This window comes from Bacillus stercoris, from assembly GCF_029772985.1.
Lineage (GTDB): Bacteria > Bacillota > Bacilli > Bacillales > Bacillaceae > Bacillus > Bacillus stercoris.
In genome coordinates, this window is the sequence record NZ_CP121861.1 from 4,090,197 (window position 1) to 4,112,695 (window position 22,499).

Sequence of the window (22,499 nt, forward strand, 5' to 3'; positions counted from 1 at the left end):
CTCCTCCTTTACGCACTGATGCTATTGCCGTTGATCAAGTTGATAAAATAATCCTCCAGCGACGTATACTTTTTGTTCATTGATTCAATGTCTACATCATTCAAAACCAACGCTTTGGATATGTCAGACTGAGTGGCTTCAGCCTCGTAAATTCGAATCGTTTTCTCATTTAAGATTTTAAAGTTCGTTAAATTCAGCTCTTTCTCAAGCACAAAGCAGGCCTTTGTCTGATTCGATGTAACAAGCTCAATGTATTCAGTGTTCTGGCCTCTGACATCCTCCATTGATACCTCTTCAATCAGTCTGCCGTCCCGAATGACGCCAATCGTGTCCGCGATTTGTTCGATTTCACCCAGCAGGTGGCTTGAAATCAGCAGCGTTATGCCGTACTCTTTGCTCAGCACTTGAAACAATTGCCTGATTTTTTTAATGCCGAGAGGGTCAAGCCCATTCACCGGCTCATCCAGAATAAGCAGATCCGGCTTTGTGAGGATGGCACGCGCAATTCCAAGGCGCTGCTTCATTCCGAGCGAAAAGGTTTTGACGGGCTGCTCGTTGATTTGTTTTAAATTCACCATATCCAGCACTTCTTGAATGGCTTTTTTATTGTGATATCCCATATATTCACAATGCAGCTCTAAATTTTCTTCAGCTGTCAGGTTTTCATAAAAAATCGGATATTCAATCATGCTGCCGATGTTTCCCAGCACCTCATATGACGTGTGGGTGAGCTTGTTCCCAAGGATGATGATTTCACCGCTTGTCGGTTTAACAAGGCTCGTCAGCATTTTCATGATGGTTGTTTTCCCCGCGCCGTTCGGGCCGAGAAAGCCATAGATTTCACCTTTTTTAATATGCATGCTGACATCGGATACAACCTCTTTGCCCTGATACGTTTTGGTCAGTCCGTTTGTTTGTACGATATAAGTCAAATTTGTTTCTCCTTCCCTCTCTTTTCCTGTTTTTTATTGTAGCGGCGAGCCCTGTCATTTTTATTTCTCACACCTTACGAAATTCTTACGTTTAAAATGTCATGCGTTTCAATGTGATCGTAAATGCAGTCCGTTCGTACGGCTTGCTTTTGACAGATATAGCGCCCCCCATTTTTTCTGTAAGCCGCTTTGTGATGGTTAAACCGAGACCGCTTCCCTGAAATGCTTTATTTCTGGATTCTTCAAGTGTGTACAGCCTTTCAAACACCCGCTGCTGATCGGTTTCACTTATCCCTTTTCCGCGATCCCATATGGTGATGGCAATGTTCGTCTCATCATATGACAGCGTCAGTCCGATTAACTTGCCGGCCGCGCCATACTGAATCGCATTTGACAATAGGTTTTGCAGGATTCTGTCCAGAGCCTCTTCATTCGCCTGCGCATACACCGGCGTATCCGGGATATCAATGGCTGCACGAAAGCCTTTAGATTGAACTGCGTCATAATAATGCAGGATATTGCGTTTGCATATGTCGTTCATATGTACTTTGGTGATTGGGATGTCTTTATCTTCAGATTCTAATTTCGCTAAATCAAAAAAGGAATTGATCATCTGAATGAGTTCATTTGTTTTCTGGCGGAGCTTCCCCAGCAATCTTTCCCGCTCTTCGTCAGGCATGTTCGGATCACTTTGAATGGTTTCGATATAACCGAGAATGACCGTTAACGGCGTTTTCAGGTCGTGCGACATATTGGTCAGCATTCGCTTCATGGAATGCTCTGTTTTCGCAAACCGGGCACTGATCTGCTGACGATTCTCAAGGAAAAGATTGATGTTAACAAGCAAGTCTTTGAGCGCTTGATCGTCTGTAGGAAGCAAAATTCGCCCCGCCGAATCCTGCCTGAGCATGGAGCCAAGCTGTTCTGCCATATATGCCAAATTCCCGTCTCGCTTCTTTTTCATTATGAATTGAATCACATTCAGGCACGCCAGAACGATGACGGCGGCCACCCATAGCACTGTCATTCTAAAACTCTCCTAATTTATAACCGATGCCCCATAGGGTTTTAATATATTGAGGGGAGGAGGGGTCATCTTCAATCTTTTCTCTAAGCCGCCGCATATGTACGTTAATAATGTTTTGATCGCCAAAATACTCTTCATTCCAGACAGAACGGTAGATTTGTTCTTTCGTAAACACTTTTTTAGGATTTGCCGCAAATAGGCACAGCAGCTGCCATTCTGTTGATGTCAGCTGAAGCGGTTCTCCATTTTTCATAACTGAGACATTGTCTATATCGATCGCAAGCTGGTGAATCCGGATCACCTTATTCTCAGCCGGTTCCTCTGCTGAATATTGAGTCGCCCTTCGTATCGCGGCTTTTACTCTTGCTGTCAGCTCAATCATCGAAAACGGTTTGGCGATATAATCATCCGCCCCAAAACCCAATCCCAATGCCTTGTCCACATCTCCGTCTTTTGCCGAAATCATTAAGACCGGTATATTGCTTCTTTCCCGGATGATTTTCAGAAAATCCATGCCGTTCAGCTTCGGGAGCATGATATCGAGGAGGATCAAATCGTATGAACTCTGCTGAAACAGCCGGATGCCCTCTTCTCCGTCGAAAGCATGTACAATCCGAAAGCCTTCTTTTGTTAAATAATGATCCACCATTTCACTGATTGAGTGGTCGTCTTCCACAAGCAATATGCTCTGCATCTTCTCACCTAACCTTTACAAAATCAAAAAACACACACGTAATTACACTTATTGTAATTGAAAAACGTGTGTGTTTTATAAAAATTATTCATTTTTTCCTGTTTTCAGCTTCCTGTATTCCATCACCGTAATGACAAAGAATACGGCACCACATCCGATGGCTTGAATAAGCCGAAGCCGTTCACCAAGAAATAAAGCCCCATAGAAAATCGTCAGGACAGGCCCTGCCATTGAAATGGCGGCGGCTCGCTGTGCCCCGATTCGTTTTATGCCTTCAAGCATCAGCACAAATGGAATCACAGTAGTCGCGACTGCGATTAACACAAACAAACCATAGACAGCAGGCGGATATGCTGCTATTGGTGTATTCAGACCGATTGTCGATTTGATGCCAATGTAAAGCATCATGGCCGCTCCGGCAGCTGTCATCCCGTACGCATTAAGACGGATGCCTCCGATTTGATGGACGAGCCGCCCGGAAAGGACAAGATAACCGGCATAGACGGCCGAGGATAACAAAATGAATGCAGATCCAATCATATTCGCCTGAAAAAGCTCAGCATCCCAGCCGCCCAACGCTAAGAAAAGTCCGAACATGACCGCCAGCACTGCGAAAAGGTCCTGAATTGAAGACATTTTCCGGTCACGACACGCGGTAAATCCAAACACAAACAATGGATAGCTCATCAGCAATATACGTTCAACCATTGCGGATACATGGTTCAGCCCGATAAAATCAAGCAGGGGAGACAGAAAAAAACAAAACACTCCCGCGCCACAAGCCTTCCATAGGTCTCCTTTTTTATTGCCGCCTGGCATTGGAGGGCGGTATATCAAAAAAATCAGCCAAAACAGCGGAACAGCCATCAGCTGTCTGTATAACAACACCGCGTCTGGCTCAGCACCCATTTGATAGGCCCATTTAATCCAAATTGACTTAGACGCAAAACAAACCGTTCCGATCAGCAAAAAAATTGTACCTGAAGCGGCCTCGCGAAACTTCCTCTTCTCTTCTTTTCTCATCTCAGCTCAGCTATTCTCCTTTACTTATTCAAATGCTTTTGGATAAAATCGAGAAGCGTATATCCTTGGGCAGTCAGAATAACACCTTTCCCGCTGCAGGCCGGGCATGGTGTTCCTTCAATTTCTCCCGCTCTTTCACATTTAGGACATGCGACCTCAAGATCATCAGTTGCAATGACCATTTGACATCCTCCTTTCCTATTCATCTGCTATGCACCACCAGCCATCGTCCATTGGCCGTCACCTCCTTTAAGAAACACAAAAAAACCCCCATCCTATGCAAAGGACGAGGGTCTCGCGGTACCACCTTTATTAACAGCTATACAGCCGTTCACTCTAAGTACAGAAAACCTATGTTTCAATACTCCTCTCCTGGTAACGGGGAGAGAAACCCGGCATCGCCTACTATCCGTTCAGCAAAGCAATTCAGAAGCCCATTCGGCATCAGGGGAGGATCGGTTCACACCTGCCACCGACTCTCTGAACCTCCATTCTGATGCGTACTTACTCTTCCTCACGATTGTTGTTCCGTTCTATTATTTGTAAAGTTTATAATACTTGGTTCATGAAATGAAGTCAATTCCTAATCCGATGTTACACCGAGCGCTTCCAGCGCCATATGAACGTGCTCCTCCTGCTGTGTTTGCAGAGCGAGCTTGGCGATTTCCACCGGATACGCCGCCTGCATCTCTGAAATGTGCTCCTGCATTTTTGCCCATATCCGGCCGCCTGCTCGATCATAGTGTTCAAGTAAACGGGCAGTTTCTTTTTCCCCAAAAATGGTTTGATAAAGAACAAAATCCTTGGCTGGATCTGCAATCTTCGCTTCTGTCCAATCCAGAAGCCCTGTGACACGTTCATTTTGGTCGATAAGAATATGCGGCGGGTGGAGATCGCCGTGTATCAAAGAAGAGAAACCCGGCCAGTATGCATCATCATCTATCCACTTTTGCCATCTTTCCCAAAGCGTCGTAGATACGCCAAGCTTATTTTTCACATCAACCATAGAGTCTGCTGTCATTTGCCTGAAATCTTCTGGACTTATCACTTCTATTCCGGATTGCCCAGCAGATATTAGATCCGTGCCATGTAATTCAGCCAGTATGCCAGCAAGTGTGCGGACAAAGTCGTCTGGCGGCGGCTGATGATCCATATTCCATACATATTGCTTTTGTTCCAAATCAATTCCAGCAGCCGGCGTTCCTTTTAACATTGGGTAAGCGATCAATTCCGGTGTGTGAATTCTCCAATCCGGCACATCAGCTGTAAGATTCGCGCGGAGAAAGGCAAGCGTTTTGCCTTCCGCAGATGCTCTTTCCACAACATCACTGCGACGCGGCTTTCGCAGCACCCATTGCATACCTGTATCGTCCTCGGCAAATACAACTTGAAAGTCCATTCCGGTTTCATTCAATTGCGCGTTCTCAGAGCGAACTCTCAAACCTTGGTTGCGTGCAAGCCCGACAATCTCTGTAATTAGCTGTTTTTCGGCAAGGTTTGTCATCCCCATTTCCCCTTTCTCATGCTCCGGCCTGCTGTAGAGAGAAGGGATGTTTGAAGGCACAAAAAAAGAGGGCAAGCATCGCCACCCTCTTTTTTGATAACCATATAAGGGCTCATACATAGGCGGATTCATCCCGATTCTCCCTCATTCAGGCGAGAGTTGTTCACTATTGAATTCGTGTCACTCGGAATCTAATAAATGCCATGCTGTAACCCCTCCGTTTCCTAGACGTTAATTGCATTTTACAGCATATTCCATCTCTTCGCTATAAAAAAATGAATCAAGTCACTGGAGCAGGATTGAACAAGCACAAATCGTTATGAAGACCCCAACGGTCAGCCCACGTTTGTTTGCGGCCGCTTGCCACATCCAAAATCGTTCTGAAGATTTCCCAGCCTACATCTTCGATACTGGCCTCTCCTGTCGCGATTCGGCCGGCATTGATATCGATTAAATCCGCCCAATGCTCTGATAATGAATGCCGCGTCGATACTTTCAGCACCGGTGCAGCCGCCAGGCCGTACGGTGTTCCCCTCCCTGTCGTAAACACCTGCAGATTCATGCCCGCAGCCAGCTGCAGGGTGCCGCACACAAAATCGCTTGCCGGTGTCGCGGCGAACAGCAGGCCTTTTTGCTCTGCCCTTTCACCTGGGCCGAGCACGCCGGAGATAGGGCTAGTGCCTGATTTCGCCACCGAGCCTAACGCTTTTTCCACAACATTGGATAATCCGCCTTTTTTATTGCCTGGTGACGGGTTTGCGCTTCGGTCAGCTTCTCCCCGCCGGAGATAGCTGTCATACCACTTCATCTCATTGATCAGCGATTGTCCGACCTCTTCACTGACAGTACGAGGCGTTAATAAATGAATGGCATCACGTACCTCTGTCACTTCAGAAAATAAAACCGTCGCACCTGCGCGAACCAATAAATCAGCCGCATACCCCACGGCAGGGTTCGCCGTCACGCCGGAAAACGCATCACTGCCGCCGCATTGCAGGCCGATAACCAGATCTGAAACAGGGCAAGACACCCGGGTTCTGCTGTTCAGCCTGATTAACCGCTCCTCCGCCATTTCCAAAATGGATTGGATCATCGCCGCAAAACCTTGATGATCCTGGAGCGATAGAATGTCATCATCATTCTCAGAGGCAATTCTTGCCGGAAGGAGCTTTTCACATCCCAATCCGATTACCATTACTTCTCCGCCGAAGTTCGGATGCTTCGCGAGATTTTGAATCGTGCGGATCGGAATGACGGCGTCGGGCGCATTGATCGCCACGCCGCATCCATATTGATGATGCAGCGGCACAACGTCATCGACATTTGGGTATTTCGGCAGCAGCTCTTTTTTGATCCGTTTGACCGCATAATTTAATACGCCAACGACACATTGAACACTTGTGGTGATGCCGAGGATATTTTTTGTCCCCGCACTGCCATCCGCATTACGGTATCCTTCAAAAGTGTAGCCTTCAAGAGGCGGCCGCGGCTGCGGCACCCTGTTTGCGAGAGGAAGATCGTCTAACGCCGGAGGAGCGGGCATTCTCACGAGGGATTCCCGTATCCAGCTTCCGCGCTTGATCGTCTCATCAGCAAACCCGATCACCTCTCCGTAACGCACGATCTCATCCCCTTGATTGAGATCGGTTAAGGCCACCTTATGGCCTTGAGGGACATCCTCTTCAAGGACGAGCCCGCATGAGAAAACAGTGCCCTTTGGCAGTCCTCCATCATTTACAATAATCGCCGTGTTATCTGTGGCATTCACTTTGATGTAGAGGGGCGCTTGGTTTTGCCTGAGATTCATCGCCATATGAAAATCACTCCTCATATCTTAGTAAGCGTTTTCTAAATTGGTTTTAAAAAAACCGCAGCTCTTACGTTTCAACTGCGGTTGTCTCACCATTATTTTTCATCCAGTCCTTTTAGAATTTTGTCACGGACAAATTTCAGATGCTCATACATGTGGTAATGCGCTTTGTAAGGATCTCTGTTGACTAGGGCGTCGTAGATTTTTTTGTGATATTCGACCGTTACATCTCTCTCCCTGTACGGTATTTGGCTGTCAATTTTCGCATGGGTGATTAAGAGGGATTGAATCATCCCCTCTACAACGGGATTATTGGCACTTAACGCTATAATTCGATGGAATTCTTTATCCGCTTCACCATAAAGATTGTCAGTGCTGTTGGCAATGTCGTCGATTGTCTTCTGCAAACGCTGAAGCTCATCCTCGTTGATTTTTTCCGCGGCAATCGTCACGAGTCCTAGTTCTAACGCCATCCGCGCTTCAATGATTGCCGGAAGATTATCAGTCGCCAAGGCAAGCATGACGGAAAAGGGCTGCATGCCGATTTTATCGTTGAAATATGTGCCCCCGCGGGTTTTTCTCGTAATGACGCCCAGCGTTTCAAGTGAACTGAGCGCCTCCCTAAGCACCGGCCTGCTGACATGCAAAATGTCCATCAGTTCCATTTCTGTCGGCAATTTGTCTCCGGCCCTCAACTGTCCGCTCGATAATAAATGGACAATCCGTTCGATGACCTGTTTGGCTAATGTTTTCCGATTGACTGTATCGACTTTCAAATCCTCTAAACCTTCGTACACGAACAACTCTCCCTTCAGTTGTTCAATTGTAAGACAAAATAGCCGATATGACAATATTTACAATAAAACTTATCGCACAAGACACGGGCGCTTTCGGTCAAATTTCCAGTTGCTGATCAGAAACTGCATAGAGATCGCGTCATTTCGGGCGCCTACATTCATTTTTTGGTAGATCTCATGCGCTTTTTCCACTTGTTCCATATCAATATCGACGCCTAGCCCAGGTTTATCAGGGACTTTGACACAGCCAGCGGAAATCTCAAAGGGATGTTTCGTTAATCGCTGGCCGTCCTGCCAAATCCAATGGGTATCAATCGCCGTGATGCGCCCCGGAGCTGCTGCTGCCACATGGGTAAACATCGCAAGGGAAATATCAAAGTGGTTGTTGGAGTGCGAGCCCCATGTCAAACCCCAATCATGGCACATTTGCGCCACCCGCACTGACCCTTGCATCGTCCAAAAGTGCGGATCAGCCAGCGGTATATCCACCGCTTGAAGCTGAATCGCGTGACCCATTTCCCGCCAGTCGGTCGCAATCATATTTGTCGCAGTCGGAAGCCCTGTCGCGCGGCGGAATTCAGCCATCACTTCACGAGCGGAGTAGCCGTTCTCATCACCGCATGGATCTTCTGCGTACGCGAGCACATCTTGCTTTCCTTTGCATAATGCAATAGCCTCCTCTAATGACCACGCCCCGTTCGGGTCAAGGGTGATCCTTGCCTCTGGAAAACGTTTCGATAAGGCGGTAACAGCTTCGATTTCTTCTTCTCCTCGCAGCACCCCGCCTTTGAGCTTGAAATCCTGAAAGCCATAGCGCTCCTGTGCTGATTCTGCAAGACGCACAATGGCCTCGGGGGTCAGCGCTTCCTCATGGCGCAGACGGAACCACGCACAATCTGACTGCTCATCGCTTTGATAAGGCAAGGTCGCCCGCTTTCGGTCGCCGATGTAAAAAAGGTAACCAAGCATTTTCACTTCATCTCGCTGCTTCCCTTCGCCAAGCAAAGCTGCGACCGGTTCCTGAAGGAATTTTCCAAACAAATCCAACAAAGCCGCTTCCAATGCGGTGACGGCGTGCACAGTGGTGCGCAAATCAAACGTCTGGATTCCGCGTCCTCCCCTGTCCTGATCGCCAAACTGCTTTCTGACCCTTTGCAATATCGCCTGGTACGCACCAATGGATGCTCCGACAACAAGCGGCTCTGCCAGCTCCAGTGTGCGGCGAATACGCTCTCCGCCTGGCACCTCGCCAACTCCCTGATTTCCGCTGCTGTCTGTTAAGATTACGATATTCCGGGTGAAAAACGGGCTGTGCGCTCCGCTTAGATTCAGCAGCATGCTGTCATGTCCCGCAACCGGAATCACCTTCATTTCTGAAATTGAAGGAATATTCGATCTCTTTTCTTTTTGAACCTGCTCTTGTATCGATGAACCCATGCTTTCTCCTCCTTTTATAAAGCGCTTTCATAAATATTAGACAGGCAATGATTGATCGGGGTCTTGTTCTTGTTTCTTTAACACGACCCGTTTAATCGGGCCGACCAGCAGCAAATAGCTGAGGATCGCAACAATCGCATTAGCGCCGACAAACACGAGCGCGCCATTAAATGATCCTGTGGCATTGACGATGTAACCGATAATAATCGGTGTTGTAATCGAGGCAATATTTCCGAAAGTGTTGAACAAACCGCCGCTCAGTCCTGCACACTCTTTCGGAGACGTGTCCGACACGACAGCCCAGCCCAGTGCGCCGAAGCCTTTTCCAAAAAACGCGAGCGACATCATAACAACGACGAGCCACGCTGAATCTGTATAGTTGCAGACGATCATACTGCAAGACAGCAGCATGCCGGCAATGATTGGCACTTTTCTAGCAAAGGTCAGTGAACGGCCTTTTTTGAGTAAGATGTCTGACACAATACCTCCAAGCACGCCGCCGGCAAATCCGCACAGCGCCGGCAGGGAAGCGACAAACCCAGCTTCTAGAATAGACATGCCGCGGGCCTGAACCAAATATACCGGAAACCATGTGAGAAAGAAATATGTGAGAGTCGTAATGCAATATTGCGCGATGTACACGCCAATCAGCATGCGGTTCGTTAACAGCTGTTTGATATACGGCCATTTCGATTCTGTTTCTTGTTTGCTTTTACTGTCATCCATGGAAATCAGCCCGCCGCCCTGTTCGATGTACGCAAGCTCAGCTTCGTTAATCTTTGGGTGTTTTTTCGGTTCATACACCGTTTTTAGCCAGATGACAGCCAGAAGAATCCCCGCAGCCCCCATGACAACGAAGACGGAATGCCAGCCGAAAGAGTGGGTGAGCCAGCCCATTAAAGGAGAAAAAATGACGATTGCGAAGTATTGTGCTGAATTAAAAAAGGCTGAAGCTGTCCCGCGCTCGGAACTTGGAAACCATGAGGCAACAACTCTGCCGTTTCCAGGAAATGAAGGCGCTTCTGATAAGCCTACCAGAAAACGCAGTGCAAATAGCAGGATAATCGCTGTGCCGGCTGAGAAAAAGCCAATCGCCCCTTGCAGCAGCGTAAAAAACGACCAGAAAAAGATGCTTAACGCAATGACAGTCTTAGAACCAAAACGGTCCAGCAGCCAGCCGCCCGGAAGCTGCCCGATGACATAGGCCCAGCCAAAGGCAGAAAAGACATATCCCATGGCGACCGAATCCAATCCCAAATCATGCTGGACGGAATCTCCGGTGATGGAAAGCGTCGCTCGATCCGCGTAGTTAATAGAGGTCACAAGAAACAGCATAAACACGATGAACCAGCGCACAGACGTTTTTTTGCCCGCCGGTGTAACACTCGCAAAGTCTTTTTTCATAGTATCTTCTCCTTTTCAAAGTAGAGAATCATATGCTGGCTGTGATAAAGCTGGGAAAGAGACATACGCCTCTTTCCAGCACCATTACGGCTTCACAAAAACGGTTTTGATCGCTGTGAAAAAGTCCTTCGCCGCCTCCCCCTGTTCGCGGGAGTGGGAGCTCGACTGCTTCATGCCGCCAAAAGGCGCCTGCAGCTCAACACCTGCGCTTTCTGCATTCACCCGAACCAGCCCGGCATCGATTTCTTCAATGAAAGAAAGCATTTTGCCGATGTTTTCCGTGAAGATGGATGCACTTAAACCGAACTTCACATCATTGGCGATATCCAGCGCCTCCTCCATCGAATCAACCTTGATCAAAGCAATCACCGGACCGAAGATTTCCTCCTGGGCAATCGTCATCTCAGATGTCACATTGTCAAAGATCGCAGGCTGAACATAATAGCCGTTTTGATACTTTCCGTTCTCCAGCTTTTCTCCTCCCATTAAAAGGGAAGCGCCCTCCCGCTTGCCTTTCTCAATGTATGACAGGCAGTTATCAAGCTGATTCTTGCTGGCGATCGGTCCCATCCAGACATCCTCTTTTAAGCTGTCTCCGATTGTAATATCCTTTGTGCGCTGGAGCAGTTTTTCTTTCAAGCGCTCATAAATGCCGCTTTGTACGATGACACGGCTTGTCGCGGTGCATTTCTGGCCGGTTGAACGGAAGGCCCCCGTAATGACAGCTTCAGCCGCAGCTTCAAGGTCAGCGTCATCAGCTACGATGACAGGGTTTTTGCCGCCCATTTCAAGCTGATATTTAGCTCCCCTCGCTAAAGCGGCTTGCCCGATGATTTTTCCGACTTGATTTGAACCGGTAAACGTAACGGCGTTTACACCGTCATGCTCAGCAAGCCCCTGCCCGACAACAGAGCCCGGGCCTGTCACCAAATTGATGACCCCTGCCGGCAGCCCCGCTTCCTCAAAGCAGGCAATGAGCTTCGCGCATGTCACAGCTGTTTCTGTCGCCGGTTTGATGACAACGGTATTGCCGTATACCAGTGCCGGCGCCATTTTCCAAATCGGAATCGCCACAGGGAAGTTCCACGGAGAAATCACGCCGACCACACCGAGCGGGACACGGGTGGTAAACATGAGGGCGTCTTTGTCAGTAGACGGAATGACGTCACCCGTTTTGCGCATGCCCTCTCCGGCGTAATAGCGCAGAATGGCAATCCCCCGGGCTGTTTCTCCCTTCGCTTCCGGCAGTGTTTTGCCCATTTCACGCGTTGCACAGGCAGCGATTTCCTCCAAGCGACGCTCCATGATATCCGCTGTTTTGTATAAGTATTGGCCCCGCTCAGCACCCGTCAGCTTTCTCCAAGCCGTTTTGGCTTTATTGGCGGCGGCGACGGCACGTTCCACATCCTCAGCTGTTGAATTCTGTACATAACCGACAATATCATTCACATCGGCAGGGTTTTCGACCTTAACCATATCGCCTGATTGAGACTGAACCCACTCTCCGTTAATAAAGTTGAGATACGTGTTTTGTTCCGTGATCACAGACATGCCCATTGCCCCTCTCGTGTTTTTTCTGGTCAAACCGTTGCGGCTTTTTTCGGAAAACGGTCAGCCGCCTGCTTCAAAATCGCTTCCAATTGCTGATAATGATCCTTTTCAACCGGGCCGACAGGCGGTCTGGCTGTATTTCTTACATTCAGCCCCATGATCTCCATCCCCGCTTTAATCAAGGATACGGCGTAGCCTTTTCGTTGTTTGCGAATGTCGTTGATTGGGAGAATCACATGCTGATAGATTTCCTTCACCAGCTCGGCATCTCCGTTTTTCAATGCATCATAAAACATTCGCGAAATATGCGGGATATAATTTGAAATCGCTGAAGAGTAAGAGTGGAATCCGATCGGCAGGTAAGCCGGCATCGTCACTTCAGCCATCGGCATTCCATTGAGCCATCCTAAGCGGTCGCCGATCGTATAGACGAGGTTAATATTTAAATCCATATTCCCTACCCCGTCTTTGACACCGACAAGCTGTTCACATTCGGTCAAGCGTTTGATCTGTTCTACAGCGAGAATGGCGTTATCACGCTGATAGAGAATCGCATTCAAGTCAGTGCTTTCAATAATCGTTTTCGCATACTGATACAGTCCCTCCTGTTCGCCATGCACCAAATACGGGGGCAGGATCAAGTAGCCGTCGGCGCCCTTTTTCTCCGACAGCTGCGCCCATTCAAGCGCTGTGCTGAGGTTGCCGCCCACCCCAGTGTAAACCGACCTTTCCCCCGGCTGCAGAGACTGCGACTTCCACCATTTGCTCATATTCCTTCTGGCTGAGAGATTGAAATTCACCAGACCCGCAAGCGATAAATATCGCTTCTAAGCCCTCTTTCAGCAAAAACTCAATGTTTTGAAAAAGAGCTTCTTCCTCCAGCTTTCCTTGTGTGTTAAAAGGAGCAACCGGAAAACCTAAAATGCCAGCGGGTGCTTTTCTGATACGGCTCATCAACATAACCTCCTGTTATTTGTGTATACAGCCCCTAACTGAAAGCGCTTTATAAATCTTTTTTTCACATCCGCTCCTTCCCGTATATCCTTTTGTTTAATTGTAAGACAAATAAACAATAAGTCAATATCTTTATTTTCTGATATTTTATAAAAAAACAGTAAATCGCTGTCCCGCCGGGATTCTGCGCAGCAAAAAAACAGCCGGATCAGCCGGCTGTTTGGTTTATATCCTTCTTTGTTTCATCGTCTCGTGCAAAAGCTTCGCTTCCAAAAAAAACACGTGGATGAATTTTTTCATATTTATTCTAGCAGGGGCGAGAGGTTTTGCATCCTTGGATTGGAGTTCTTTCATTTTCTGGCTGACTACCGGAAAATCAAAGAACTTCGACGCATAGGTTTCAAATTTTGGATTCGAAAAATCAGTTGTCCCCAGTGATGCAAAATGGTGCAGCGAATGGATAATCGCTCTGCGGATACGCTGCTCTGAGGCTTTCATTTCTCGATTGACCTCCGTCTGAGAGGCCCCTGTCCCCAGCTTCCGTTCGGCTACTTGGGTGAATATTTGTTTTAGCGAAGGGCTTTGTTTTTCGTGCGGCTCGGATTGCTCATATTCTGCTAAATACTGCAGGACCGCCATGAGATCCTGTGCGCCGCCTTCTCCCATCATGCCCAGCTCGGACAGCAGAAATGCTCCCGCCTCTTTTAAACCGCTGTCACTCTTCTGCTGGGGACGCGCTTTCCGATCAGTCCGATTGACAAGCCGGCTTAGTGAATGCTGAATGGCTCCAATCGAGTGTTCAAGCTCAATCCGCTCCTTCACCTTTTGGAGAACCGTAACAATTTCAATGCGGTTAATCGGCTTATGGATAAAATATTCGATGCCGAGCGAGTAGGCTTCTCCGACCATTTCCTTTGCCTCCACTTGAGAGATCATGACGATTTTGCCGGAGTACGTATGCTGGATCTCACGAATTGTCTCAATGCCGTCTCTTCCGGGCATTAACAGATCAATTAATAAAATATCAATCTGTTTGAACTGCAGCATATGCCCTTCCACTTGGCTTCCGTCGTCTGCTTCACCAGCAGCTTCCCCAAGATCCTCGTCCTCAATGATCTGCCTTAAAATCGACCGTACCGCACGGTCATCATCAGCGATAAAAAAACGCATAGCTTTCGGTTCACCCTTTCTGAATCAAATGCCGGACAGGCAGCCTGATGGCAAACACCACTCCCCGCTGCTGATTATCAAACGTAATATCCCCATCTAGTTCAGTCACCATTTCCTTCACATAGGAAAGTCCTATTCCCGTAGAAGGCGTGCCGAATTCGTCATATTTTGAAGTAAAGCCCGGGTCGAACACAATCTCCCCTATTTTTTCAGATATACCGGGACCATTGTCTTCCACCTGAAATTCTACCATACTCTCATTTAACTTATGGAGCCTCAGGCTGATCATTCCCTCTTCATCCATAGCCTCTACCGCATTTGCCGTTAGATTATTAATGATCGAAAGCACAATAAATACGTGATATTCGTCATGCTCTCCCTCTATGGAGCAGTAAAAATCAATCTGCTTTCCCAGTGCTTCAGCGTACTTTTCATTCATTCGAATCACGAGCTGCAGCAAATCAGAGGCCCTCATATAATCTCTCAAACTCTCATTCGAAATCAGTTTTGAAAGCCCGGCGAATATCCGTTGGTTGTCCTTTTTCACTTCATGAATCTCCCCGGCCAGTCTCAGGATTCTGCCGCTGAGCTGATGATCCTTGCCCTTCATTTCCCGATAGAGCTGATACGAATCGTTTGTCACTTTCTCTGTCGTTTTCAAAGTCTTTTTTAGATGCACCGTTTCTTCATATAAATTAGAAACGATCATCAGCATGTGCTCATGCTGCTGCCTTGTCTGTTTTTCTCTCGATTGTGTTTCATACAGCTTCAGCACACTATAAAAGCTCATCACGATAAATGTGTGAGAAATCGCAATCACCGCAATGTCAGTGATTTCCTCAGGCGTGACAACCGTATGAAAAATGAGAAATTGCACAGCCAGCTCGACACAATCTGACACAACTTCAATCATAAACCCGATGAAACCGAGCATAATCGGCCGTTCACGGAAACGATTGGCCTTTAGTATGTAAAACAGGCAAGCGTAAGTCATATAAAAGAAAAAGCTAGACGCTTGGTCATACAGAATCGGAGTCAATCCGTTGTGCCCTCCGCCCCATAATTCCAGAAAGACGCGAAAGATAAACACAGCCGCTCCAGTCAGAAAACCCGGCAGCACAGCGGGCACATGCCGCAACAACGATAAAAAGAAGAAAAAAACCGGTGCGCCAAAGCTGACCCGGAATTCTTCATTGAGGGGATAAAATTTCAGTTCACCGGCCAGCGGCACCGTAATCAGCATGAGAGCCAGTATATATCCGTCTTTTTCGATAAAACGTTCCAGTTTTATGATGATCACATCCTCGCTTTTTATTTTGGAGAAACGGGAGAAAACCTGCAAATTGCTTTTGACCCAGAAAATCAGGTTTTTATAAATCTTACTGCTTATTTTCAAAATGTTTTTGTCGTATTTTGTATGATTCTGTAGTCGCCATTATAAAGTAAATATACCATCCGCTTTTATGAAAGCGTTTAACGCCCCTTCAGCCTTCGCTTTGATAAACCTCAGTCCTTAAAGAAGAAAATCAGTGAGGAGGAATTCGATGAAAGAATTGATAAAAGAGACTCTGAAAGAAATAAACCCGGCGTCACAGCTGCATCATTGGGTTGAGCATTATCGCCCCTTTGCCGCCAATGGACAAAGTGCAAACTATATCCCCGCTTTAGGAAAAGTCAATGACTCACAGCTCGGCATTTGTATATTGGAGCCTGACGGAACGATGATACATGCCGGCGATTGGAACGTCCCTTTTACCCTGCAAAGCATTTCCAAAGTGATCAGCTTTATCGCCGCCTGCATGAGCCGCGGCATTCCCTATGTGCTGGACCGCGTAGATGTCGAACCGACAGGCGACGCCTTTAATTCAATCATTCGGCTCGAAATCAACAAGCCGGGAAAGCCGTTTAATCCTATGATCAACGCGGGTGCCCTTACCATCGCCTCGATTCTTCCCGGTGAATCGGCATACAAAAAGCTCGAGTTTCTATACTCGGTGATGGAAACTTTAATAGGAAAACAACCGAGAATTAATGAGGAAGTGTTCCGTTCTGAATGGGAAACCGCCCACCGCAACAGAGCGCTGGCCTACTATTTAAAAGAAACAAACTTTTTAGAAGCTGACGTAGAAGAAACACTTGAAGTGTACTTGAAGCAATGCGCCATGGAGAGCACCACAGAAGACATCGCGTTGATCGGCCTGATCCTTGCCCATGACGGGTATCATCCGATTCGACGCGAGCAGGTGATTCCAAAAGATGTGGCAAAATTGGCCAAGGCGTTAATGCTGACGTGCGGCATGTACAATGCTTCAGGCAAATATGCGGCGTTTGTCGGCGTGCCGGCCAAAAGCGGCGTCTCCGGCGGCATCATGGCGCTGGTTCCTCCAAGCGCCAGAAGAGAACAGCCTTTTCAATCCGGATGCGGTATCGGCATTTACGGGCCTGCCATTGACGAATACGGCAACAGCCTCACCGGGGGTATGCTGCTGAAGCATATGGCACAGGAGTGGGAACTCAGTATTTTTTAAACATAAAAAAGAGGTGATTGTATGCAGCAAATCCTGGAACATATCGTCGGTATCGCAAATGATCTTTTGTGGTCAAAGCTATTAATTGTATTGCTTCTTTCTCTTGGAATCTATTTTACGTTCAGGCTTAAGTTTTTACAGGTTCGCATGCTGAAAGAAATGGTGAGGGTGTTAAGAGAAGGTGCTGCTTCCCGGTCGAAAAACACCATTTCTCCGTTTCAAGCCTTTTGCATCAGCATGGCGGCCCGTGTCGGAACGGGAAATATTACGGGCATTGCCATCGCCATTGCACTCGGCGGGCCCGGTGCAATCTTCTGGATGTGGATTATCGCCATTATCGGATCAGCATCCAGCTTTGTGGAAAGCACACTGGCTCAGATTTATAAAGTAAAAGATGTAAACGGCTTCCGCGGCGGGCCAGCGTATTACATGGAAAAAGGGCTGAACAAAAGGTGGATGGGCGCGCTGTTCGCTGTGTTAATCACCCTATCGTTCGGTATCGTCTTCAACTCGGTTCAATCCAATACAGTCAGCCTTGCCTTTGAAAACGCGTTCGGCACAAACCGCCTGACATTGGGACTCATTTTAATTGCTGTATTCGGCACGATCATTTTCGGCGGAGTCAAGCGCATTGCAAAATTGGCTGAATCCATTGTCGTCGTATTGGCTGTCCTGTATATCGGAGTTGCGTTTTTCGTCATTTTCACCAACATTACGCAGCTTCCAGATGTGCTTGCGCTAATCGTGAAAAATGCGTTTGGTTTTGACCAGGCCGCCGGCGGGGCTTTGGGTGCGGCACTCATGCAAGGTGTCAGACGGGGAATCTTTTCAAACGAAGCGGGAATGGGGAGCGCACCGAATGCCGCTGCCACCGCCACAACAAGCCATCCCGTCAAACAGGGGCTGATCCAAGCTTTTGGTGTGCTTACTGATACACTGGTCATTTGTACAAGCACCGCCTTTATCATTCTGTTTTCGGATGCCTATCATACTCCGGGTCTGAGCGGAATCGCCTTGACACAAGCCTCTCTAAGCTCCCATGTCGGATCATGGGCATCAGGCTTTCTCGCCATTCTGATTTTGTTATTCGGATTCTGTGCTTTAATCGGAAACTATTATTATGGCGAAACCAATATTGGCTTTTTGAACAAAAGCAAAAAACTAATATTCGTTTACCGTATCGGCGTGCTGGCGATGATTGTGTTTGGCTGTGTCGCCAAAGTCCAGCTCGTCTGGGATCTTGCTGATTTGTTCATGGGCTTGATGGTCGTCGTGAATTTAATTGCAATTTTCTTATTATCAAAGGTCGTTTTTACAGCGCTGAAGGACTATACACGCCAGAAAAAAGCTGGCAAAGATCCGGTCTTCTATAAAGATGTGCTCAAAAACCACAACGGCATTGAATGCTGGCCGCTTTCTGATACATCGTCAGACTCACACAACAAACAAATATCATAAAAAAGAGGTGTTCAGACATATGGGCTGAACACCTTTCTCTATTTGCGTTTATTGACAAACACGTAAGCCTCCATTACGATTTTCATATCTTTTTAAAAAATCTGAAAGAAGGCATCGGTACATTCTATGAATCCTATCCAACACATACTAGATACATTCCCGCTTATTGTGCTAGACGGCGCCATGGCGACCGAGCTTGAACGCAAGGGCTGTGACTTGAACGACAGTCTGTGGTCGGCAAAAATCCTGCTGGAAGAGCCGGACCTGATTAAACAAGTTCATACTGATTATTTCGCGGCAGGCGCCGATTGTGCGATTACCGCCAGCTATCAGTCCACATTCGAAGGCTTTGCCGCACGCGAGCTGAGCGAAGCGGAAGCACGCCGGCTCATCGAGTTGTCCGTCAGCATCGCAGCTGAAGCACGTGATGAATTTTGGTCGCTTGAAGAGAACCGTTTGAATCGGCCAAAACCGATCATTGCGGCTTCTGTAGGCCCTTATGGCGCTTATCTTGCAGACGGGTCTGAGTATCGCGGCAACTACGCAATATCAGAAGATGAACTGATTGAATTTCATCGCCCCCGGATGAAGGCGCTGATTGAAGCCGGAGCTGATGTATTGGCATGCGAAACGATTCCGTGTCTGACTGAAGCCAAAGCGATTGTGCGGCTGCTGAAGGAATTTCCCGAAACGTATGCGTGGATCAGCTTCAGTGCCAAAGACGGCCTGCATATCAGTGACGGAACATCGGCCGCTGACTGCGCGGCGTGGCTTGATGAACATCGCCAAATTGCAGCGCTCGGCATCAACTGTACGCCGCTTCAGCATATTTCTTCCTTGATAGAGGAGTTAAAAAAGAACACGTCAAAGCCGATCATCGTCTACCCGAATTCAGGTGAGCAATATGATCCGGAAACTAAAACGTGGAACGGCGCAGCATGCGCAGAATCTTACGGGGCGAGCGCCCGCATCTGGCATGAAAAAGGTGCGAAGCTGATCGGCGGCTGCTGCCGGACAAAACCCGAAGATATTCAAGAAATCGCGGCTTGGGTCAGCTCTTTAAAAACAACTTGACTTATCGGAATTGTTTGTATATTCTAACTTAAAGCCGGTTCGCCGGAGTCTCGTGTCACTTCCTGACATGAGATTTTTTATTAGGAAGGAAATAAATCGCCGATAGAAAGTTGGAAAAAGATGGACTCTGCTCACAACAAGAATGAGACAACCTTTCAGAGAAGTATGAAAAGCCGGCATCTCTTTATGCTTTCCTTAGGAGGTGTCATCGGAACAGGACTGTTTTTAAGCTCTGGCTATACCATTCAGCAGGCAGGCCCCGCTGGAACGATACTTGCCTACTTAGTCGGGGCCGGAATTGTCTATCTGGTCATGCTATGCCTCGGTGAGCTGTCAGTCGCCATGCCTGTGACAGGCGCCTTTCACACCTATGCAGCCAAATACATAGGGCCTGGCATCGGCTTTACGGTCGCTTGGCTGTACTGGCTGACATGGACCGTGGCATTGGGATCGGAATTCACAGCAGCCGGCCTGTTAATGCAGCGCTGGTTTCCCCATACGTCGGTTTGGATGTGGAGTGCCGTATTTGCGCTGTTCATTTTCTTGCTTAACACATTTTCGGTCAGGTTTTTCGCTGAATCAGAATTTTGGTTTTCCAGCATCAAAGTATTAGCCATCATATTATTTATTCTTTTAGGCGGTTCTGCCATGTTCGGCCTCATCCCCATCAAAGGCGGAGAAGCCGCTCCGATGCTGTCTAACTTCACGGCGGAAGGCGGGCTCTTTCCTAATGGATTTGTTCCGATATTGATGACGATGCTGTCCGTCAATTTCGCCTTTTCGGGAACGGAACTGATCGGAATCGCAGCCGGTGAAAGTGTTGATCCGGACAAGACGATACCAAAAGCGATTAAAACAACGGTCTGGCGCCTCTCACTCTTCTTTGTCGGAACAATTTTTGTGCTGTCAGGGCTGATTCCGATTCAAGATGCAGGTGTCATCAAAAGCCCGTTTGTTGCTGTCTTTGACAGAGTCGGTGTACCATACGCGGCCGATCTCATGAACTTTGTTATCCTGACAGCGATCCTGTCAGCGGCTAATTCCGGACTCTACGCTTCTTCCCGGATGCTGTGGTCTTTATCAAAAGAAAAAACGCTTCATCCGACATTTGCAAAGCTGACGTCAAAAGGAACCCCGTTTAACGCGCTGGTGTTCAGCATGATCGGCGGCATTCTGTCGCTACTGTCCAGTGTATTTGCACCAGACACTGTATACGTTGTGCTCGTGTCGATTTCCGGTTTTGCTGTCGTTGTCGTATGGATGGGAATCGCTGCATCTCAATTCATGTTCAGAAAACGTTATATCGAAGCGGGAAACAAAGTTTCTGATTTGAAATACAGAACGCCTTTGTATCCGATCGTGCCGATTGCAGCGTTTCTGTTATGCCTGGCTTCCGTCATTGGCATTGCCTTTGATCCGAATCAAAGAATCGCACTGTATTGCGGCGTTCCGTTTATGGCCATTTGCTATGCAATATATTATGTGAAAAACCGCAAAAGCCTGCCGGCTGCTGATATGACTCATTCAAAATAAAAAGAACCTGCCTTCAGGCAGGTTCTTTTTCAATTTTTACACTTCCACTGTCCAGTTGAACGGGCCTTTTACCTTGCCAAGCTGAATATCTGTTATCGTTTCATACAGCTTTTTCGAGAGGTCCCCGATTTGCCCGTCGCCGACAATCACCGTTTTTCCATGAATGTTGAGTTCACCGACAGGCGTAACGACGGCTGCCGTGCCTGTGCCGAAGACCTCTGTCAATTCTCCGCGTGCAGAGGCTGCATACACCTCATCAATTGATATTCTCTCTTCACGAACCGGAATGCCCCAGCTTCGAATCAATTCAATCGCAGACGCGCGTGTCACCCCGCTTAAAATGCTTCCACTTAAAGCAGGTGTGACAGCTTCCCCGTTTATGACGAAAAAGATGTTCATGCTCCCTACTTCTTCCACATATTTCTTTTCAATGGCGTCCAGCCACAGTACCTGGTCATAGCCCAGCTCATTCGCTTTCCGCTGTGCCTGAAGACTGGCCGCGTAGTTCCCAGCCGTTTTTGCAAATCCGACTCCGCCGTTGACCGCCCGCACATACTCATCTTCGACATAGATTCTAACCGGCTTCAGCTGATCGTCGCCATAATAGGAGCCGACAGGCGAAAGCACGATCATAAATGTATAGCTCCTGGATGCCTTCACACCGAGACTCGGTTCTGTGGCAATGACAAAAGGACGAATATAAAGTGACGTTCCTTTTTCCTTTGGAACCCAATCTTTCTCCAGCTCAACTAATTGCGTCAATGCCTCAAGCACAAGCTCTTCGTCTAAAGGGGGCATGCTCATGCGCTCACACGATCTGTTCAGCCGTTTGATATTTTGATCCGGACGGAACAGGAGCACCCTGCCATCCTCTGTTCTGTATGCTTTTAATCCTTCAAAAACAGCCTGGCCGTAATGAAAAACAGATGAAGACGGATCGAGCGTAAGCGGTGCGTACGGTGCAATTCTCGGATGATGCCATCCAATTCCCTCTTCGTAGTCCATCACAAACATATAATCTGTAAAATATTGTCCAAACCCCAAGGAAGACGGGTCGGGCTTTTCCTTATAATATCCAGTTTTTTCTCGTTCAATAAGCTTATTCAATCTGACCAGCACACCTTTCGTGTAATTGTTTAAATATTCAGTCTTTTTTTAGGCTGCAAAAAATATAGCCCTTCCTTTCATGATACGCCGCTCCACACCGATAAATTTCAGAATATTCTTTAGGATCATCAGCTATTATACACCACATTCATTGTCAGATGAAGCTGAAATTAAAGAAAAACAGCCAGTTTTATTCTGGCTGTTTGATTTAGACCGCTAAACATAGGACGACAATGTGGCAAATCAGCAAAATATACACTGCGAACACTAATTGCCAATTGATCTTCCGCGCCCATGCAAACACCACCATCAAAACAGGCAGCAGCACAGTCCCCGCCAGCTTGTTCACTGTCAGATCCGGGCTGTTCGCTACATCATAATGAATCGGCATCTGCGCCGGCAGAAAAGGGTAAAACACGAGTGAAAGGATGAATGCAGCAATCACAGCTCCCCACAGCACTTTTCCATTCGTCAATAGAAACATAGAACGACCATT

The 22,499-nt window shown here is 47.6% G+C and carries 19 protein-coding genes, 1 pseudogene and 1 other annotated feature; of the genes and pseudogenes, 4 read left to right on the top strand and 16 right to left on the bottom strand.

All coding sequences use genetic code 11. From position 1 onward, the window contains the following. Positions 1-8: 8 nt before the first annotated feature. The 14 genes and pseudogenes from QA442_RS21085 to glnK all read right to left on the bottom strand — a co-directional run bounded on the left by QA442_RS21085 (position 9) and on the right by glnK (position 15,546). The gene (locus QA442_RS21085) at positions 9-932 is read right to left on the bottom strand and encodes an ABC transporter ATP-binding protein (RefSeq protein WP_095431184.1); all 924 of its coding nucleotides are present in this window, start codon (positions 930-932) and stop codon (positions 9-11) included. Positions 933-1,023: 91 nt separating this feature from the next. Further along, positions 1,024-1,959, bottom strand: a complete 936-nt coding sequence (locus QA442_RS21090) for a HAMP domain-containing histidine kinase (protein WP_071580959.1) — start codon at positions 1,957-1,959, stop codon at positions 1,024-1,026. Position 1,960: 1 nt separating this feature from the next. Further along, complete coding sequence (ycbL, locus tag QA442_RS21095; RefSeq protein WP_095431246.1) at positions 1,961-2,641, bottom strand: two-component system response regulator YcbL; 681 nt, start codon at positions 2,639-2,641, stop codon at positions 1,961-1,963. A gap of 96 nt (positions 2,642-2,737) precedes the next feature. Next, positions 2,738-3,676: a DMT family transporter gene (locus QA442_RS21100; protein ID WP_095431183.1), complete on the bottom strand. Its 939-nt coding sequence runs from the start codon at positions 3,674-3,676 to the stop codon at positions 2,738-2,740. Positions 3,677-3,696: 20 nt separating this feature from the next. Next, on the bottom strand, positions 3,697-3,858 hold the full coding sequence (gene rtpA, locus QA442_RS21105) for an anti-TRAP regulator (protein ID WP_003234807.1): 162 nt from the start codon (positions 3,856-3,858) through the stop codon (positions 3,697-3,699). A 97-nt stretch (positions 3,859-3,955) separates the two neighbouring features. Further along, positions 3,956-4,203 (bottom strand) — a binding site (T-box leader). Positions 4,204-4,259: 56 nt separating this feature from the next. Continuing rightward, positions 4,260-5,180 carry a macrolide 2'-phosphotransferase MphK gene (mphK, locus tag QA442_RS21110; RefSeq protein WP_095431245.1) on the bottom strand — a complete coding sequence of 307 codons (921 nt, stop codon included), beginning with the start codon at positions 5,178-5,180 and terminating at the stop codon, positions 4,260-4,262. A 280-nt stretch (positions 5,181-5,460) separates the two neighbouring features. Continuing rightward, positions 5,461-6,993 carry a galactarate dehydratase gene (garD, locus tag QA442_RS21115; RefSeq protein ID WP_095431182.1) on the bottom strand — a complete coding sequence of 511 codons (1,533 nt, stop codon included), beginning with the start codon at positions 6,991-6,993 and terminating at the stop codon, positions 5,461-5,463. Between the two features lie 92 nt (positions 6,994-7,085). Next, positions 7,086-7,787 carry a FadR/GntR family transcriptional regulator gene (locus QA442_RS21120; protein WP_095431181.1) on the bottom strand — a complete coding sequence of 234 codons (702 nt, stop codon included), beginning with the start codon at positions 7,785-7,787 and terminating at the stop codon, positions 7,086-7,088. A gap of 69 nt (positions 7,788-7,856) precedes the next feature. After that, positions 7,857-9,224, bottom strand: a complete 1,368-nt coding sequence (gudD, locus tag QA442_RS21125) for a glucarate dehydratase (protein WP_095431180.1) — start codon at positions 9,222-9,224, stop codon at positions 7,857-7,859. A 36-nt stretch (positions 9,225-9,260) separates the two neighbouring features. Next, complete coding sequence (gene gudP / locus QA442_RS21130) at positions 9,261-10,628, bottom strand: glucarate transporter GudP (protein ID WP_071580965.1); 1,368 nt, start codon at positions 10,626-10,628, stop codon at positions 9,261-9,263. An 84-nt stretch (positions 10,629-10,712) separates the two neighbouring features. After that, positions 10,713-12,179 (bottom strand): alpha-ketoglutaric semialdehyde dehydrogenase GucD, encoded by a 1,467-nt coding sequence (gene gucD, locus QA442_RS21135; RefSeq protein WP_095431179.1) that lies wholly within the window; start codon positions 12,177-12,179, stop codon positions 10,713-10,715. 29 nt (positions 12,180-12,208) lie between these two features. Next, positions 12,209-13,133: pseudogene (kdgD, locus tag QA442_RS21140) on the bottom strand (5-dehydro-4-deoxyglucarate dehydratase). A 225-nt stretch (positions 13,134-13,358) separates the two neighbouring features. Next, entirely contained in the window at positions 13,359-14,303 is a 945-nt protein-coding gene (gene glnL, locus QA442_RS21145; protein ID WP_014662630.1) for a glutamine utilization two-component system response regulator GlnL, read from the bottom strand. Between the two features lie 10 nt (positions 14,304-14,313). Further along, the gene (gene glnK / locus QA442_RS21150; RefSeq protein WP_095431244.1) at positions 14,314-15,546 is read right to left on the bottom strand and encodes a two-component system sensor histidine kinase GlnK; all 1,233 of its coding nucleotides are present in this window, start codon (positions 15,544-15,546) and stop codon (positions 14,314-14,316) included. A gap of 301 nt (positions 15,547-15,847) precedes the next feature. Here glnK and QA442_RS21155 point away from each other — a divergent pair, with 301 nt between their 5' ends. The 4 genes from QA442_RS21155 (at position 15,848) to mmuP (ending at position 20,896) form a co-directional block, all read left to right on the top strand. Beyond that, a complete protein-coding gene (locus QA442_RS21155; protein WP_069839766.1) occupies positions 15,848-16,831 on the top strand; it encodes a glutaminase in 984 nt (327 codons plus the stop codon). A 21-nt stretch (positions 16,832-16,852) separates the two neighbouring features. Beyond that, entirely contained in the window at positions 16,853-18,289 is a 1,437-nt protein-coding gene (locus QA442_RS21160) for an alanine/glycine:cation symporter family protein (protein WP_014662627.1), read from the top strand. Between the two features lie 126 nt (positions 18,290-18,415). Beyond that, a complete protein-coding gene (gene mmuM, locus QA442_RS21165; RefSeq protein ID WP_095431178.1) occupies positions 18,416-19,363 on the top strand; it encodes a homocysteine S-methyltransferase in 948 nt (315 codons plus the stop codon). Positions 19,364-19,483: 120 nt separating this feature from the next. Next, on the top strand, positions 19,484-20,896 hold the full coding sequence (gene mmuP, locus QA442_RS21170; protein ID WP_095431177.1) for an S-methylmethionine permease: 1,413 nt from the start codon (positions 19,484-19,486) through the stop codon (positions 20,894-20,896). 36 nt (positions 20,897-20,932) lie between these two features. Here mmuP and QA442_RS21175 read toward each other — a convergent pair whose 3' ends face one another. Further along, positions 20,933-22,003, bottom strand: coding sequence for a branched-chain amino acid aminotransferase (locus QA442_RS21175; protein WP_069839762.1), 1,071 nt, complete (start codon positions 22,001-22,003; stop codon positions 20,933-20,935). A 208-nt stretch (positions 22,004-22,211) separates the two neighbouring features. Beyond that, a complete protein-coding gene (locus tag QA442_RS21180) occupies positions 22,212-22,487 on the bottom strand; it encodes a DUF1648 domain-containing protein (RefSeq protein WP_069148885.1) in 276 nt (91 codons plus the stop codon). Positions 22,488-22,499: the final 12 nt, after the last annotated feature.